Raw genomic sequence first — 17,015 nt, 5'->3', positions numbered from 1 at the left:
CGATGCCGCGCGGCGGGCCGCCGCGTGAATGAGCGAAACCCGTATTATCCCGCAAACGGGGCGGCGGACCAGTCGGCCGAACGGGGCAGGCAACGTGTCGCACCGACGTGGCCCGATGCGCGACTCCCGCCAGACCTGGCCGGATGGCCAGCGCGGCGTTTTTTGCGGCCGTCGGACGTTGCCTTCGCCACGACGCGGCTACAATAACGCCCATGTCAGATCCCCGCTTCGTCCATCTTCGCGTTCACTCCGAATTCTCGATTGCCGACGGCATCGTGCGCCTCGACGACCTCGTCAAGGCCGCGGCCGCCGACGGTCAGGGCGCGCTCGCCCTGACCGATCTCGGCAACGCGTTCGGCCTCGTCCGGTTCTACCAGGAAGCCCGTGGCAAGGGCGTCAAGCCGATCGCCGGCTGCGACGTCTGGATCACCAACCACGACGATCGCGACAAGCCCTCACGCCTGTTGCTGCTGGTGCGCGACAAGGCCGGCTACCTGAATCTCTGCGAGCTGCTGTCCAAGGCCTGGCTCACCAATCAATACCGCGGCCGTGCGGAAGTCGATGCCCAATGGCTCGAATCCGAACTCGGCCAGGGCTTGCTCGCGCTGTCGGGCGCGCAGCAAGGCGACATCGGCCTCGCGCTGGCGGCCGGCAACCTCGACGCGGCGCGCCGCCATGCGCAGCGCTGGTCGCGCGTGTTCCCGGGTGGCTTCTATATCGAGTTGCAGCGCTACGGCCAGCCGGGCGCCGAAGCCTACGTGCAGGAAGCCGCCAAGCTCGCGGCCGAGCTGAAGCTGCCGGTGGTGGCCACGCACCCGCTGCAGTTCATGGGCGACGACGATTTCACGGCGCACGAGGCGCGAGTGTGTATCTCGGAAGGCGACATCCTCGCCAATCCGCGTCGCCAGAAGCGCTTCACCACCGATCAATGCTTCCGCACCCAGGCCGAGATGGCCGCGCTGTTCGCTGATATTCCGTCGGCCGTGCAGAACACGGTCGAGATCGCCAAGCGCTGCAACCTCAAGCTCGAACTGGGCAAGCCGAAGCTGCCGCTGTTCCCGACGCCGGACGGCATGTCGCTCGACGATTACCTCGTCCAGCTTTCGCAGGAAGGGCTCGAAAAGCGGCTGGAGCAGCTCTATCCGGACACCGCCGAGCGCGATGCGCAGCGCGCCACGTATTACCAGCGCCTCGAATTCGAATGCAACACGATCAAGAAGATGGGCTTCCCCGGCTACTTCCTGATCGTGGCGGACTTCATCAACTGGGCCAAGAACAACGGCGTGCCGGTCGGCCCGGGCCGAGGCTCGGGCGCCGGTTCGCTGGTGGCCTATTCGCTCGGCATTACCGATCTCGATCCGCTGCGCTACAACCTGCTGTTCGAGCGTTTCCTGAATCCGGAGCGGGTGTCGATGCCCGACTTCGATATCGATTTTTGCCAGCACGGCCGCGATCGCGTGATCCAGTACGTGAAGGAAAAATACGGTGCGGATGCGGTCTCGCAGATCGCCACCTTCGGCACGATGGCGGCGAAAGCGGCCGTGCGCGACGTCGGCCGCGTGCTCGACCTCGGCTACATGTTCACCGACGGCATCGCGAAGCTGATCCCGTTCAAGCCGGGCAAGCACGTCACCATCGCCGACGCGATGAAGGAAGAGCCGCAACTGCAGGAGCGCTACGACAACGAGGACGAAGTCCATCAGTTGCTCGATCTCGCGCAGCGCGTCGAGGGGCTCACGCGTAACGTCGGCATGCACGCCGGCGGCGTGCTGATCGCGCCCGGCAAGCTGACCGATTTCTGCCCGCTCTATGTGCAGGGCGAGGACGGTGGCGTCGTCAGCCAGTACGACAAGGACGACGTGGAGGCCGTGGGCCTCGTCAAGTTCGACTTCTTGGGCCTGACCACGCTGACCATCCTCGATTGGGCCGAGCGCTTCATCCGCCGTCTCGATCCGTCGAAGGCCGATTGGTCGCTGGCACAGGTGCCGCTCGACGATCCGGCCTCGTTCCAGATCCTCAAGAAAGCGAATACGGTCGCCGTGTTCCAGCTGGAAAGCCGCGGCATGCAGGGCATGCTGAAGGATGCCCAGCCCGACCGCTTCGAGGACATCATCGCGCTCGTGTCGCTGTACCGTCCGGGCCCGATGGACCTGATCCCGAGCTTCTGCGCGCGCAAGCACGGCCGCGAGAAGGTGGAGTACCCGGATCCGCGCGTCGAACCCGTCCTGAAAGAGACCTACGGCATCATGGTCTATCAGGAGCAGGTGATGCAGATGGCGCAGATCATCGGCGGCTACTCGCTCGGCGGCGCCGATTTGCTGCGTCGCGCGATGGGCAAGAAGAAAGCCGAGGAGATGGCGACGCATCGCGAGATCTTCGCCGAGGGCGCGGCCAAGAACGGCCTAGCGCGCACGAAGTCGGACGAAATTTTCGACTTGATGGAGAAGTTCGCGGGCTACGGCTTCAACAAGTCGCACGCGGCCGCCTATGCGCTGCTCGCCTACTACACGGCCTGGCTGAAGGCGCATCATCCGGCCGAATTCATGGCCGCCAACTTGACGCTCGCGATGGACGACACCGACAAGGTGAAGATCCTGTTCGACGACTGTCTCGTGAATGGCCTGACGGTGCTGCCGCCCGACATCAACCAGTCCGAATACCGTTTCGAGCCGGTGGCCGAAGCCGACGGCAAGCGCTCCAAAACGATCCGCTACGGCCTGGGGGCCGTCAAGGGCAGCGGCCAGAACGCGATCGAAGATATCCTCCGCGCGCGCAAGGAAGAGGGCCCGTTCAAGGATCTGTTCGACTTCTGCGAACGGATCGACCGCCGTCTCGTCAATCGCCGCACCGTCGAGGCGCTGATTCGCGCCGGTGCGTTCGATTCGCTGACGATCAATCGCGCGCAACTGATCGCCTCGGTGCCGCTCGCGATGGAAGCGGCCGATCAGGCCGAAGCGAACGCGATGCAGGCGGGGCTGTTCGACATGGGCGCGGAATCGCCGCATGCGCATGCGCTCGTCGACGAGCCGGCCTGGGACGACAAGCGTCGCCTGCAGGAAGAGAAGGGCGCGCTCGGCTTCTATCTGTCGGGGCATCTGTTCGATGCCTACCGCGACGAAGTGCGCCGCTTCGCGCGCATGAAGCTCGGTGAACTGAAGGAAGGGCGCGACAAGCTCGTGGCCGGCGTCATCGCTTCGCTGCGCACCCAGATGACGCAGCGCGGCAAGATGATCATCGCGCTGCTCGACGACGGCTCGGGACAATGCGAAATCACCGTGTTCAACGAGCAATTCGATGCGAATCGCGGTTTGTTCAAGGAAGACGAACTGCTGATCGTGCAGGGGCAGGCGCGTAACGACGCCTTCACGGGCGGCCTGCGCTTCACGGCCGAAGCGGTGATGGATCTCGAACGTGCGCGCAGCCGTTATGCGCAGGCGGTTCGCATGACCATGAACGGCAATGCCGATGCCGGCGCGCTGCGCCGTGTGCTCGAACCGCATGTCGCCAAGGCCGAAGCTGCGCCGGTGGCGCCGACGCCGGCACCGTCCGGGCGAGGCGGGCGCGATGGCCGCGATGGCGGGCGCCGTGCCGCGCCGCCCATCCCGAACGGGCTGGCCGTGCAGATCGTCTACAACAACGCGCGTTCGCAAGGCGAGATGCGTCTCGGCGAAGCGTGGCGTGTGAAGCCCAGCGATACGCTGCTGGCCGAACTGCGCGCGACGTTCGGCGAAGGCGCCGTCGAAATCGCCTATTGAGGCTGGCCGGCCCGGCGCCGTGCCGCGCGGTTGCGGCGGGTGCCGGCGTGCATCGCGCGGCGGCATTCGCTGTCTGGCCGATTCGTTTCACGTCCGCCGCGCCTCGCGCGCGGCGTTACCGGATCGAGTGGCGTGCAAGCCGCGATCCTTCCCCACTCCAATCATCGAAGCCGTGGCCGACCTGTTTCCCCCGATCGCCCGCCCCGCAGCGTCCTCGTCGTCGCCACGCGCCGGATCGGCGATGTGCTGCTGACCACGCCGATCGTGCGCTCGTTGAAGGCGCGCTGGCCCGATACGCCCATCGACATGCTGGTGTTTCGCGGCACCGAGGGCGTGCTCGAAGGCAATCCCGATATCCGTGACGTGATCGTCGTCGCCCAGCGCGCGAAGCTTGGCGAGCGGCTGCGCGATGCGTCGCGGCTCTGGCGTCGCTACGATCTCGCCGTCGCCGCGCTCAGCTCGGATCGACCGCGTTACTACACGTGGTTCGCCGGCCGCCGCCGCGTCGGGCTCGTCGATCCGAATCGCGTCAATCTCTGGACGCGTTTCCTGCTGAACCGGATCGCGATCAACGATCACCAGCATGAACACACCGTTGTCAGCACGCTGGCGCTGGCGCCGCAGATCGGCGTCGCGCCGGTGCCGGACGTGGTCGCGCCGGGCCTTGGCGGCGATCCGGCGCAGCGTGCGAAGTTCGAAGCGCTGCTGGCCAGCTCGCCGGCCGTGGCGGCCGGGCAGCCGCTCGTCGTGCTGCATCCGTTTCCGATGTTCGCTTACAAGCAATGGCGGCGCGACGGCTGGGTCGAGCTGATCGACTGGCTGCGCGGCCTGGGCTATGCGGTCGCGTTGAGTGGCGGGCCGGCGCAGAACGAGCGCGATTACGCCGAGCAGGTGGCGCGCGCGGCGGGCGGTGACGTGTTGAATCTGGTCGGGCGTTTGTCGTTCGGCGAGAGCGCCGAGCTGGTGCGGCGCGCCAAGCTGTTCGTCGGCCCCGATACGGGTGCGACGCACGTGGCGGCAGCCACCGGCACGCCCGTGGTGGCGTTGTTCGGGCCGTCCGATCCGGTGCGCTGGGGGCCCTGGCCACAAGGCTGGCGCGGCGCGGGCAATCCGTGGCCGCTGGTCGGCTCGGGGCGGCACGAGAACGTGCTGTTGCTGCAAGGTGAGGGGGCTTGCGTGCCGTGCCGGCAGGAAGGTTGCGAACGCAACGTCGCGAGCTACAGCGATTGCCTGATGCAGATGTCGACGGCGCGTGTCGCGCAGGCGGCGGCGCAGATGCTGGGCCTGCCGGCCGAGGCGGCGCGCACGGCGCCGTCGGAGATCGTCAATCCGATCAAACTGGTGCGGCCGGCCGCGTAAGGCGGCCTGGCCGATGGCGCGTGTCGGCGGCAATACGCCGCCGCGCCGCCCATTCCAGCACTCAACCGCGCGCGGCCGTGCCGCTGGCGCCGGGCCGGTAGCCGCAGCCGATCAGAATCCCCGCCAGCAGCACGAACATGTGGCCTTCGGCGAAATCGAGCAGCAGCGAATTCGCCGCGCTGCCGATCGCGAAGATCGTCAGCCAGGCCAGCAACAGATGGCGCGAGCGCGCATCGAGCGCGCGGCTGCCGCGCCAGACCTGCACCAGCAGATTGATGAACAGCGCCACGCCGAGCGTGCCGAGCTGCACGGCCATCAGCAGATATTCGTTGTGCGGATTTTCGGTCAACTGGCCATCGGCCAGCGTCTTGCCGGCCGACAGCTTCGCGAATTCGAAACCGAGGCCGCCCGCGCCGTAGCCCACCAGCGGCCGTTCCTCATACAGCCCGATCGCTCGCTTGTACCAGGCCAGACGCAGGCCGGTGGAGGTGATCGCGTCGGTTTGCCGGTAGGCTTGCACCTCGGTCACGACCTTCATCAGGCGGCCGCCGTGCATCGTGCAGGCCACGCCGACCAGCGCGGCGGCCACGATGACGATCAGTGCTGCCGTCAGCGCCGCGAGGCGAGGCGAGCGATGGCGCAACACGTTCAGCGTGCGCAACGCGATCACGGCGATCAGCAGCAGCGCGATGACCTGGCCGGTACGGCCTTGCAGCATCACGAACACGTTGACGAGCGAGAGCGCCGCGATCGCGCCGAACAGCCAGCGTGCGCGCGCGGTGCGGGCAGCCAGCATCATGTCGGCCGCCACGTAGAACAGCAGCGCGCCGAACATGCCGGCGGCGATGTGATTCTTGAACACCCAGGCGCGCGACAGCGGCAACTCGATCTTGTGCGCCGGGCCGATCGCGGTCAGGCCGAGCCAGTTCGTGGTGGACAGCACGAGGATCGCCACCAGCGTTGAAAACAGGCTCCAGCGCACGATCGTGGGCCAGTTCGGCGTGGCATTGCGGAACGCGAGCACGGCGAATGGCAGGGCGAGGATCTTGTCGTACTTGCCGACCCATTGCCATGCGTCGTGCGCCGGCGCGACCGACCACGCGACGCTCAGCGCCAGCGCGGCCAGCATCAGCACCCCGGCCAGCGCCGCCGGTTGACGCCACAGCGCGGGCAGGCCACGCCAGAATTCGGGTGCACTCAACAGCGCGACGGCGAACAGCGCGCAGAACACGTTGGTCAGGGCGGTGGAGACCGGCACCATGCACAGCGCGATGACGGCGAGGATGCGGGCGGCCGTCAGGCGCCGGGTGGCAGCGGGTGCGACAGAGGCAAACGAGGACATCGGCAGCGGAATCAGCAGGGGTTGGCAGGCAGCCGGGGCAGCGACACGCTACGGCGTCGGGTCGGGTGCCCTTGCGACGAAGTGCGGAGTATACGCGAGCGCCGTTGCCGCCCGGCAAATCCGAGGCCCGGTTGTTGCTGCCGGGCTGCGTCAGGCGAATGCAAGGGGGCCGGGCGGAACCGGGCCGCCGCTCAAGTGGCCAATCGAGCGTTCAGGAAAACGCCCGCTTCAGCCGCGAGCGCAGCAGCGCGCGCTTCAGGCCGCCCTCGACGGGCGGTTCGCCCAGCGCCAGTGTCTGGCCGAGCGGCTGACCGCGGCGCAGGTAGAAGCGGTCGAACGTCGCCTGCGTCATGCCCCACTTGTTGAGGAACTGGCGGCGACCGTCGTTCTTGACGACCTTGCCCGTGCTCTTCTGCTGGAAGTGGTAAACGAGGCTGTCGCCGACGCCGATGAAGATCCGGCAGCCCGCGTCCCACATCTTCATCGACAGGTCGTTATCGCTGCTCATGCCTGGGCTCAGTTCGCTGCTGTAGCCGCCCACCCGGTGCCACCAGTCGCGATGCACGAGCGTCGGCGGCCAGGTCGCGCCGAGCCAGTCGGCACGCTTGAGGCTCGGGGTGGCGGCGGCGAGCGCGTCGAGGTCGAGCGCCTCGGCGTCGCGGCCGAGATCGCGCACCACCACGCACGGGTTGCCGGTGTCGCGCGGTTCGACCATCGTGCCTGACAGCATGAACAGCGTCGACGGCATCGCCTGCGCGCGCGCCAGCAACGCGCTGTCCCAGCCGGGGCAGACGGCCATGTCGTCGTTCATGTAGACGATGTAGTCGCGCGTCGCGCGCGCGGCGGCGAGATTCACCGCATGGCAGATGCCGATGTTGGCGGGCGACGCCGTGTGCTCGATGCCTTCCCGGCGAACCCAGTCGAGCGTGCCGTCCGAGCCGTCGTTGACGTGCACGATGATCTGGTGCGCGTGCGCGGAATGGCGGCGCAGGCTGGCCACCACGCATTGCAGGTACGGCAGGTTGTTCCAGGTCGGGATGATGATGGAGAACATGGCGGTCGGCTTCGGAAACGGGGGGCGCGCGGTGGCACGGACGAACGCGCGTGGCATGGCGTGGCATGCGGCGCGCGGCGGTGGCCCGCATTGTACTCGGCCGGCCGCGCGTGATCGAACCGGCGGTGCAGGCCGGGACGCTCGCTACGGCGCGGCTCGGCCGCCCGGTTTGCCCGCGCGTGGCGGCGCGCCGAGCTTCAGGAACCGGTAATAGACGGTTTCGGCATTGAACACCGCGATCATGAAGCCGGCGCGGCCGTCGAGAAAGCCGCGCCGCAGCACGTAGGTCCGCACGAAGGCCCACAGGCCGCGGCCCAGCGCCTTGCCGAAGCCTCCCTGCTGGCCCGCCGCGCGGCGCTGTTTGGCGCCGGCGCTCGAATAGGCATCGAGCTTGCGGAGCACCGATTCGAAATCCTCGTAGGAGTAGTGCAGCAGCTTGCCCGCGAGGCGAGCGGTCGGGCCGTCGTGAATCAGCCGTTCGTGCACCAGATCGTCGGAGAAGCGCGCGGTGCCGCGCCGGAACAGGCGCGGAATCCAGTCCGGATACCAGCCGCTGTGATGAATCCAGCTGCCGCAGAAGCTCGACAGACGATCGACGGCATACATCTCGGCACCGGGCGCGCGGATCGCCGCGCGAATCGCGACGGCCAGCTCGGGCGTGACGACCTCGTCGGTGTCGAGCGAGAGGATCCAGTCGGTCGACAGTTGCGCCAGCGCGCGGTTCTTCTGCGGGCCGAAGCCGGGCCATTCGCGTTCGACCACCACGCGCGCGCCGTGGGCGCGGGCGATCTCGACGGTAGCGTCGGTGCTGCCGCCATCGATCAGTACGACCTCGTCGGCGAAGCCGAGCGCGGCGAGACAGTCGGGGAGGCGGGCGGCGGCGTTCAGCGCGATCAGCGCGACGCCGAGAGTGGGTTCGGCCATGCGGTCGGTCGTCAATCGGAAGGGAGAAGCGGGTGTGCGCGAGTATACCTGTCGGCCCTGGCCGTGCGGCCGGGGCACCGGTTCGCGGCGGGCGGGAAGGCTATAATGGCCGCCATTTTTATGATGTACGGCGTATGGCCGCCGGGCATCGCGCCGCGCACCGCGCGGCTTTGTCGAAGGACAGTCCTTGGAAAACCAGAACACATTGCGCAAGTCGATCGGAACAGGCGCCCACACATCGCCGCGGGCGGTGTTGCGCCGCCTGTGGCCGTATATCCGGCCGGTGCTGCTGACGCTGGTGCTGGCGATCCTGGCGATGGGCGTGGTGGCGGCCAGCGAGGCGGGCATCCCGGCGATGCTCAAGCCGTTGCTCGACCACGGCTTCGGCGCGCACAGCAGCGAGCGCGCCAAGTGGTTCGTGCCGGCCGCGATCATCGGGCTGGCGCTGGTGCGCGGGGTGGCCCAGTACGCGTCGAACTACCTGCTCAACTACGTCTCGAACCGGATCCTGCTGCAACTGCGGCTCCAGATGTTCGAGCGGATGATTCACACCGGCGCCTCGTTCTTCCAGCGCGAGACGGCCAGCACGGTCATCAACGCCGTGGTGTTCGAGGTCAACCAGATCCTCAGCGTGCTGACCGGCGTGATGATCACGCTGGTGCGCGACTCGCTGACGGTGTTCTTCCTGCTCGGCTACCTGTTCTATCTGAACTGGCGGCTCACGCTGATCGTCGCGGTGATCCTGCCCGGCATCGGCTGGCTGGTCAGCAAGATCAATCGCCGCCTGCGCCGCCTGAACCGCGAGCATCAGTCGCTGACCAACGAGCTGTCGTACATCGTCGAGGAGACGGTGGCCGGCTACAAGGTCGTCAAGATCCACAACGGCGAGCAGTACGAAATCAACCGCTTCACCGAGATGAGCAAGCGCCTGCGCGGCTACGCGATGCGCATGACGGTCTCGGGCGGCCTCGCGCAGCCGATCACGCAGTTCCTGTCGTCGATCGCGCTGGCCGTGGTGATCACGATCGCGGTGGTGCAGTCGGCCAACGACCAGACCACGGTGGGCGGCTTCGTGGCGTTCGTCACGTCGATGCTGCTGGTGATCTCGCCGCTCAAGCATCTGATCGACGTGAATCAGCCGCTGCAGCGCGGCATGACCGCGGCCGAGCTGATCTTCGGCCTGATCGACGAACCGGCCGAGCCGAAGGGTGGTGGCCTGCCGCTCACGCAGGGGCGCGGCGAGATCGAATACCGCGACGTGTCGTTCGACTACGGCGCGAGCGAGCGGCCCACGCTCGACCGCATCGCGTTCACGGTGGCGCCGGGCGAGATGGTGGCGCTGGCCGGCCCGTCGGGCGGCGGCAAATCCACGCTCGTGAACCTGTTGCCGCGCTTCTTCGATCCGACCGGCGGGGCGATCCTGGTGGACGGCGTGCCGGTGGCCGACTACGACATCCATGCGCTGCGCAGCCAGATCGCGATGGTGAGCCAGGACGTGGTGCTGTTCAACGACACGGTGGCCGCCAACGTCGCCTACGGCGAGACGCCCGACCGCGAACGCGTGCAGGCGGCGCTGGAAGCCGCGAACCTGGCCGACATGGTGGCCGCGATGCCGAACGGGCTCGACACGCTGGTCGGCGGCAACGGCATGCGTCTGTCGGGCGGGCAGCGCCAGCGGCTCGCGATCGCGCGCGCGATCTACAAGAACGCGCCGATCCTGATCCTCGACGAAGCCACCTCGGCGCTCGACTCCGAATCCGAGCGCCATGTGCAGGCCGCGCTCGAACGGCTGATGGAAGGCCGCACCACGCTGGTGATCGCGCACCGGCTGTCGACCATCGAGCGCGCCGACCGCATTCTGGTGCTCGAAGGCGGCCGTATCGCCGAGCAGGGCAGCCACGACGAATTGCTCAAGCGCGACGGCCTCTACGCGCACCTGCATCGAATCCAGTTCCAGCAGCAGGCCGCCTGAGCGTGTAACGCGCTGTCATGTCGCGCATCCGTCCCCATGTTAGGCTTGCCGCGCCGGCCGGCCATTCGGCCGGCCAACCTGGGAGAAACGACATGAAGACGTCACGTTGGCTGCTTGCACTGTGGCTTGCCGGTTCGCTCGGATCGTCGCTCGCGTACGCGCAGCAACCCCCGCACGGCGGCGATCACGGCCCCGGCCCGGGCGGCCCCGGCGCGCAGGGCGATCATCACGGTGGTCCCGGCGGCCCCGGCGGCCATGGTGGTCCGGCGCCGCATCCGCAACCCCATCCCGGCCACGGTGGCCCTGGCGGCCCCGGTGGTCATCCGCCGCCGCCGCGCGGTGGCGAGCCGGGCGGTTTCATCGAAGGCCATCGCGACTGGCATCGTGGCGATCGCCTGCCGCAGGAATATCGCGACCGCCAGTACGTGGTGGACGATTGGCGCTCGTACAACCTGGCCCCGCCGCCACGCGGCTATCAGTGGGTCGGCATCGGCGGCGACTACCTGCTCGTGCAGATCAGCAACGGCATCGTGCTGCGTATCGGCCAGTAAGCCGGGCGTGCTCGAACGCCGCGAGCCGGGAATCCGGCTTGCTCATGAAAAATGCCCGCTGGTGTCTGCGGGCATTTTTCATGGTGGAGATCAGTGCGGCGAGGGGGGCTCGCCGGGCGTGCCGGGCGGCGCGTTGGCGGGGTTCGATTCGGCGGAGGGCGTGAGCGCCGGCCACCACCAGCGCTCGATTCGCGCCTGCAAGAGGCACACCAGCAGCGCACACACGGTGCCGAGCGTCACCATGCCGAGCCGGATCAGCGGGATGTCCCACAGCGGGCCGTTGCCGGGAAACAGCAGCACGATGGTGGCGGTCACGCCGCCCAGCCGCGCCGCGCTGCCGACGTTCAGACACCAGCAGATCACGATGGTCGCGGCGATCGCCACCGCATAGGCGAGCAGATGCGTGGTGGTGTTCGCGCTGCCGAGCGCGGCGCCGGCGAACCCGAGCACGCCACCCGCCATCGCGCCGACGAACTGGTCGCGCGACAGGTTCATCGTGTCGGAATACTGGTGCTGGGTGACGGAGATGGCCGTCACGGCGGCCCACACGGCCTGCTCGGAGTGCAGCAGGCGGCCGATGCCGTAGGCGAGACAGGCGCCGAACACCGCTTGCAGCGCCATCGCCGTGCCTTGTCTGGCGCGCTCGCGCAGCGACATCCCCTTGAACAGCGCGGCGATCGACTGCTGGATCTGGCGGCGCGTGTCGTGCAGCGTGCGAATCGTATCCATGAATCCGGTGCGGGCTGGAGGGTCAGGCGGTTGCCGCCGGCGTGCCCGACGAACCGGACGAGCCGTCCGATTTGTCAGATTCGTCCGGCTTGTCGTCGCCGATGCCGGCATCGCGCGTCTCCGGCATGGCCGCGGCCACCAGCGCCACGGCGATCGCGCCGGCCGCGGCCAGCCCGAAGAAGCTCATGGTGTTGCCGAAGTGGTCGGCGGCGAAGCCGGCCAGCGTCGTGCTCAACGTCGCGCCAATCCCGGCCGCGAGCCCGAACAGCCCGATGCAGAGGTTGTAGCGGCCCTTGTCGCCGGCCACGTCGGCCGCGATCAGCGGCAGCATCACGCCGAACACGGCCGCGCTGATACCGTCGAGCATCTGCACCGGCACCAGCAGGTACGGGCTGCTGACGCCCGCGAACAGCAGCGCGCGTATCGGCAGCGCCGAGAAGCCGAGCAGCAGGATCGGCCGGCGGCCCCAGCGCTGCGCGGAACGGCCCACCCACGGCGACAGCATTGCGACGATCGCTTGCGGCACGATGATGCACGCCGCGATCACGAGCTGGACGTTGTCGCCCATGCCGGCCGTCACTTCACCGGCCGCGAGGTTCAGCATCGCCGCGTTCGACAGGTGGAACAGCACCACGCAGGCCGCGAAGATCAGCATGCGGCGATCGCGCAGCAGATGGAAGATCGTCTCGCGCGGCCCGTCGGCCATCGTGTTGCTGCCGCGACCCGGCGCCGGAGGCGGCGCGACCGTGTTGGTCGGCTGGATCATCGACAGCGCGATCAGCGCCGGCATGGCCAGCCCGGCCGTCAGCCAGAACACGGCGCGCGCCGAGATGTACTCGCCGGTCAATCCCATCAGGCCCGCCGCCACCGCGCTGCCGATCGAGGCCCAGCGCGCGTTGCGGCCGAGCCGGTTGCCGAGGTTGGCGCGACCCACCAGCGCGAACGAAATGGCCGCCATGGCCGGCGTCAGCATGCAGCTCGCGAAGCCGTGGAACACCTCGGCCGCGATCACCGGCACGATGGTCGGGCTGACGGCCAGCAGCAGCGCCGACAGGATGATCGCCGCGATCGCCCAGGCCGCCGCGCCCTTCTTGTTCTTCAGCGCATCGACGGCCGCGCCGCCCGGCACCTGGCTGACCATCGCGCTGATCGTGCCGATCGACAGCACCAGGCCGATCTCGCCCTGGGTCCATTTGTGGGAGGCGAGATAGGACGCGATGAACGGGCCGAAGCCCGTCTGCACGTTCGCGACGAAGAAGTTGACCCAATCGAGGGCGCGCAGGCTGCGCGGGGTGACCGCGTTGCCGCCGGTCATCGATTGGCACCCGTGGTGCTGGCCGCCGGTGCTTCGGCGGGCGGTGAAACGGCGATCACCGGCTTGTCGGCCTGGTAGGGCGGCGACGCCTTCAACTGAGCGTCGGACAGGTCGAGCAGCGCGCGCAGCGCCTTGTCCTTGGTGGCGAAATGCAGCGCCGACCAACTCGCGGCGATGGTGCGCCGGTCGGGATTCACGAGGCCGCCGAGGTCCAGCACGATGGCCTGCGGTTGGGCGTCGCGGTCGATCAGCACGTCGACGATCCGGCCGATTTCCGCGCCGTTCGAGCGCGCGACGTCGGCATCGACCACCGGCAGCGTGTTCGGCGTGGCATCGCCGTGCGACGAGCCGCTCAGCGAGATGCCCTTGGGCCGGTCGGCCGGCGGCAGCTCGCCTGCGGGCACGTCGAGCAGGATCGGCTGATTGCGGCCGCCCGGCGTGAAGCGGAACAGGCGCCACGGGAAGCTGACCTTGCGGTCGCCGATGCCCATGAAGCCCTGCAGGTTGACGATCATGCGGTTCGGTTTGCCGGCGGCGTCGGCGATCATGTCCACCGCGCGGCCGATCACCTTGCCGTCGCGGCGGCGCACTTCGCTGTCGAGCAGCGAATGGAGCTGGTTGCGCTCGATGGTGCGGGTCTGGATCAGCGGCGGCGGGGGCGGCGGAGGCGGCGGCGCCGGTTGCGGCGGCGTCGGGCGCTTGACGACGCGCGGGCGCGGCGGCTCGCGGTGCGGCTTCTTCTGCGTGTCGGTGTCTTCGGGCGGCTCGACCTCGGAGGCCGGCTCGGGCGTGGCGATCGGCAGGCCCTGCTCGTCGAGCGTTTCGACCGCCGCGTCGACGATCGGCGCCGGCGCTTGCGGCGGGCGCAGCAGGCTGCAGCCGGACAGCATCAGCATCGCGACGAACGCGGCGGCGACGGGCGCGCGCGACACGGCGAATTTCGGAAAACGGATTGCGAGACGCGGAAGGCCGCCGCTCATCTACGGGAACTCCAAGGGCCGGGGCAGGCCGCATGGGCGGCGCTGCGGCGATTGAGGGTCGATGCCGTGGCGGCACCGCGCAGGGCGTGAGTTTAACCTGTGCGCGCGGCCTGCCGTCGAAAACGGGGTCGCGCCGGGGCGTGGCGGGCGGTCTGGCGGCCGGTTTTGAAGCCCGCTTTGAAGCCCGCTTCGGCACCGGCTGCGGCGTGTGCTTCCGAGCCTGTCGACGAGGTCGCTTCCGGGCCGGTCACCACGCCGGTCGGGGGCGCGCCGGCCTGGCCGAGCACGGTTCGGGCCGACGGCCCGCCGTGCGCGTTCACTTCGGCGGCAGCGTCCGGACGAACGCCAGCGCCGCGTCGAGCAGGCGCCGCCGCACCGCGTCCTGCGCGCAGCGCTCGGGCGAAACCCACACCCAGCCCGCCATTGGCCGGTCGCCGTTGCGCATCGGCTCGATGCCCTGCATCGCCACCGCCCAGCCCTCCTTGCCCTTGCCGAGCCGCACCAGCATGCCGTCGTGGCGCGCGGCGCACAGCAGGTTGCCGTCGGCCATCCAGGCCCAGCCGCCGAACATCGCGCGGCCCGTGATCCAGGCTTCGTCGCGCAGTTCGTCGTTGAGGACTTCTTCGAGACCGAGATCGCGGGTCATGCGGGCTTCCTTGGCGGGGGCGGGGCGGGCGTGCCGACGATGGTAGACGAAGCCGCGTCCGGCTGCGTATCGACGTGCCCGTCGGCCGTGGCCAGCGCGGAGAACAGTTGCTCGCGCAGCCAGCGATGCGCGGCGTTCGCCTCGTCGCGTGGGTGCCAAGCCGCGTTCAGGCCGAAACTGCCGACCTCGACCGGCAACGGCAGCAGGTCGAGCCGGTCGTCGAAGCGTTGCAGGAAGCGCTCGGGCAGCGCGCAGACGCAATCGGTGGCCTCGAGCACCAGCGGTGCGAGATGGTATTGCTGCACCGAGATCGTCACGCGGCGCGTGCGGCCACGGCGCGCGAGCGCGTCGTCCATGAAGCCGTGGAAGCCGCCGCCGTCGCTCGACACGATCACATGGTCGAGGGCGCAGTAGGCGTCGAGGTCGAGCGGTGCTAGGCCGCGCGGATGACCCTTGCGTTGCGCCATCACGTAGCGCTCGCGCAGCAGCGCATGGGTCGTCATGCCGGCGGGAATCGCGAAATCGGCGGCGATCAGCAGGTCCGCCGAGCCGTTCTCGAGCCACGCGCCGGCCTGATCGGTCGGCACCGAGCGGAATGCCAGCCGCACGTTCGGGGCGCGCTGCGACACCCGCTTGACCAGATCGACGCCGGCCATCACGAAGCCGTTGTCGCTGGCGATCACGTGGAACGTTCGCGCGTCGTGCTCGGGATCGAATCCGACGCCATGCGCGAGCGCCGCCTGCAGGCCTTGCAGGGCCGCGCGCAGCGGCTCGCGAATCGCCATGGCCCGCGCCGTCGGCGTCATGCCGCGGCCGTGCCGGGCCGGCACCAGCAGCGGATCGCCGGTCAGCTCGCGCAGCCGCGCCAGTTGCGCCGACAACGCCGGCTGGCTCAGATGCAGGCGCGCCGCCGCGCGCGTCACGTTGGCCTCGTCGAGCAGGATGTCGAGCGAGCCGAGCAAGGCCAGATCCGCGCCGCGCAGCGCGGGAAGGCTATCCGTCATGTCGATGGCTCCCATATCAATAATCGATTTCAAATATACCAAGCACCCCCGCATGCTGTCGCCGTGATCGTTTCGTCGAACAAGGGAGTGGACAGGCCATGACTTCAGGAGAACCGGAGCGCCATGCGCTGCGCGCGCTGGCGAGCGCCAATTTCGCCGTGGGGGCGATGTCGTACGGGGTGGTCGGCGCGCTGCCGGCGCTGGCCGGTGCGTGGCGGATCTCGCCGGGGCGCGCGGCACTGCTGATGAGCGCGTTTTCGATCGCGTTCGCGCTGGGTGCGCCGCTGATCCAGATCGTGGCCGGGCACGCGCGGCGGCGCAGCCTGCTGCTGGGCGGGTTGTCGGTGTTGATCCTGGCCACGCTGGCTGGCGCGTTCGCGAACAGTTTCGGCAGCCTGCTGGCGGCGCGGATCGTGGCGGGGCTGGGGGCGGCGGCGGTCAGCCCGCTGGCCAATGCGATCGGCGCCGAAATCACGCCCGTGGCGCGGCGTGGCAAGGCGCTGGCCGTGGTGTTCGTCGGCGTCACGCTGTCGAGCGTGATTGCCGCACCGCTGGCCGCAGCCATCTCGCAGGCGTTCGGCTGGCGCGGCGTGTTCGTCGCGCTGGCCGCGATCGGGGCGGCCAGCGCCGGCTGGATCGCCGCGACCGTGCGCGACGCCTCGCACGGCGAGCGGATGCGCCCGGCCGGGCTCGCGCGGCTGCTGGCGCGCCCGGCCACCGCCGCCGGGCTGGCCGTGATCGTGCTGCAGACGGCGGCGTTCTTCGCCACCTACACGCTGATCCTGCCGCTCGCGGCCGGGCGTTTCGGCGCGAGCGCGGCGCAGGGCGGCGTGGCGCTGCTGGTGTTCGGCGTGACGGGAATCGTCGGCAATCTCGTCGCGCAGCGCCTGTCGCTGCGGCATTCGGCGGAACGGCTGCTGACGGTCGTGATGCGCACGATGGCGCCCGTGTTCGCCGCGATCGCGCTGCTCGGCGCGGCGGCCTGGGCCGACGGCTTGCGACAGGCCGTGTTGCTGGCGCTGCTCGTGGTGTGGGCGCTGATGCAGGATCTGTTCTATCCGTCGCAATTGCGCCGCGTGGTGTCGCTGGAACCGGACTATCGGGGGATGGTGATCGCGCTCAATTCGTCGGGGATCTTTCTCGGCATTTCGCTGGGCGCGGGGATCGGCGGGCGGGTGGCCGATCACATCGGGCTGGGCGCGCTGGCGGTCGTGTCGGCCGCGTTGACGCTGGCGGCGTTCTGGGCGTTGCTGGCGTCGGAGCGGTGTCTGGCGCGCGATGCGGCGCGCGCAAAGGCATGGCGCGCGGGTGGTGGCGAGGTGTGCTGAACGGGCCTGGACAGAATGCGGCGCGGCCGGCGTTCGATGAGGAACGCCGGCCGCGC

Annotated in this window: 13 protein-coding genes; 5 read left to right on the top strand and 8 right to left on the bottom strand. The window is 69.1% G+C overall.

All coding sequences use genetic code 11. The annotated features are described in order from the left end of the window. Positions 1 to 212: 212 nt before the first annotated feature. Both dnaE and AB4850_RS28140 read left to right on the top strand, forming a co-directional pair. Positions 213 to 3,755: a DNA polymerase III subunit alpha gene (dnaE, locus tag AB4850_RS28145; RefSeq protein ID WP_414442707.1), complete on the top strand. Its 3,543-nt coding sequence runs from the start codon at positions 213 to 215 to the stop codon at positions 3,753 to 3,755. A 144-nt stretch (positions 3,756 to 3,899) separates the two neighbouring features. Continuing rightward, positions 3,900 to 5,114, top strand: a complete 1,215-nt coding sequence (locus tag AB4850_RS28140) for a glycosyltransferase family 9 protein (protein WP_414445633.1) — start codon at positions 3,900 to 3,902, stop codon at positions 5,112 to 5,114. A gap of 61 nt (positions 5,115 to 5,175) precedes the next feature. Here the strand turns inward: AB4850_RS28140 and AB4850_RS28135 are convergent, their stop codons facing one another. From AB4850_RS28135 to AB4850_RS28125, 3 genes are all read right to left on the bottom strand, one after another. After that, a complete protein-coding gene (locus tag AB4850_RS28135; RefSeq protein ID WP_414442706.1) occupies positions 5,176 to 6,456 on the bottom strand; it encodes an O-antigen ligase family protein in 1,281 nt (426 codons plus the stop codon). Positions 6,457 to 6,667: 211 nt separating this feature from the next. Continuing rightward, complete coding sequence (locus AB4850_RS28130; RefSeq protein ID WP_414442705.1) at positions 6,668 to 7,510, bottom strand: glycosyltransferase family 2 protein; 843 nt, start codon at positions 7,508 to 7,510, stop codon at positions 6,668 to 6,670. Positions 7,511 to 7,654: 144 nt separating this feature from the next. Beyond that, the gene (locus tag AB4850_RS28125) at positions 7,655 to 8,434 is read right to left on the bottom strand and encodes a glycosyltransferase family 2 protein (RefSeq protein ID WP_414442704.1); all 780 of its coding nucleotides are present in this window, start codon (positions 8,432 to 8,434) and stop codon (positions 7,655 to 7,657) included. Between the two features lie 187 nt (positions 8,435 to 8,621). On the opposite strand from AB4850_RS28125, the gene msbA reads away from it, so the two are divergent. Both msbA and AB4850_RS28115 read left to right on the top strand, forming a co-directional pair. Continuing rightward, entirely contained in the window at positions 8,622 to 10,406 is a 1,785-nt protein-coding gene (gene msbA, locus AB4850_RS28120) for a lipid A export permease/ATP-binding protein MsbA (RefSeq protein ID WP_414442703.1), read from the top strand. Positions 10,407 to 10,498: 92 nt separating this feature from the next. Continuing rightward, positions 10,499 to 10,957: an RcnB family protein gene (locus tag AB4850_RS28115; RefSeq protein ID WP_414442702.1), complete on the top strand. Its 459-nt coding sequence runs from the start codon at positions 10,499 to 10,501 to the stop codon at positions 10,955 to 10,957. A gap of 90 nt (positions 10,958 to 11,047) precedes the next feature. Here AB4850_RS28115 and AB4850_RS28110 read toward each other — a convergent pair whose 3' ends face one another. The 5 genes from AB4850_RS28110 to AB4850_RS28090 form a co-directional block, all read right to left on the bottom strand. Further along, complete coding sequence (locus AB4850_RS28110; RefSeq protein ID WP_414442701.1) at positions 11,048 to 11,686, bottom strand: FUSC family protein; 639 nt, start codon at positions 11,684 to 11,686, stop codon at positions 11,048 to 11,050. Positions 11,687 to 11,708: 22 nt separating this feature from the next. Beyond that, entirely contained in the window at positions 11,709 to 13,001 is a 1,293-nt protein-coding gene (locus AB4850_RS28105) for an MFS transporter (protein WP_414442700.1), read from the bottom strand. Continuing rightward, positions 12,998 to 13,981 carry a PRC-barrel domain-containing protein gene (locus AB4850_RS28100; RefSeq protein WP_414442699.1) on the bottom strand — a complete coding sequence of 328 codons (984 nt, stop codon included), beginning with the start codon at positions 13,979 to 13,981 and terminating at the stop codon, positions 12,998 to 13,000. Before AB4850_RS28100 ends, AB4850_RS28105 begins: the two co-directional genes overlap by 4 nt. Before the next feature lie 316 nt (positions 13,982 to 14,297). Then, the gene (locus AB4850_RS28095) at positions 14,298 to 14,627 is read right to left on the bottom strand and encodes a TfoX/Sxy family protein (protein WP_206128165.1); all 330 of its coding nucleotides are present in this window, start codon (positions 14,625 to 14,627) and stop codon (positions 14,298 to 14,300) included. Beyond that, entirely contained in the window at positions 14,624 to 15,631 is a 1,008-nt protein-coding gene (locus tag AB4850_RS28090; protein ID WP_414442698.1) for a LysR family transcriptional regulator, read from the bottom strand. Before AB4850_RS28090 ends, AB4850_RS28095 begins: the two co-directional genes overlap by 4 nt. Positions 15,632 to 15,729: 98 nt before the next feature. On the opposite strand from AB4850_RS28090, the gene AB4850_RS28085 reads away from it, so the two are divergent. Then, entirely contained in the window at positions 15,730 to 16,959 is a 1,230-nt protein-coding gene (locus tag AB4850_RS28085; RefSeq protein ID WP_414442697.1) for an MFS transporter, read from the top strand. Positions 16,960 to 17,015 lie beyond the last annotated feature (56 nt).

Source organism: Burkholderia sp. 22PA0106 (assembly GCF_047497155.1).
GTDB lineage: Bacteria > Pseudomonadota > Gammaproteobacteria > Burkholderiales > Burkholderiaceae > Burkholderia.
This window is presented reverse-complemented; position numbering and strand designations above follow the sequence as displayed.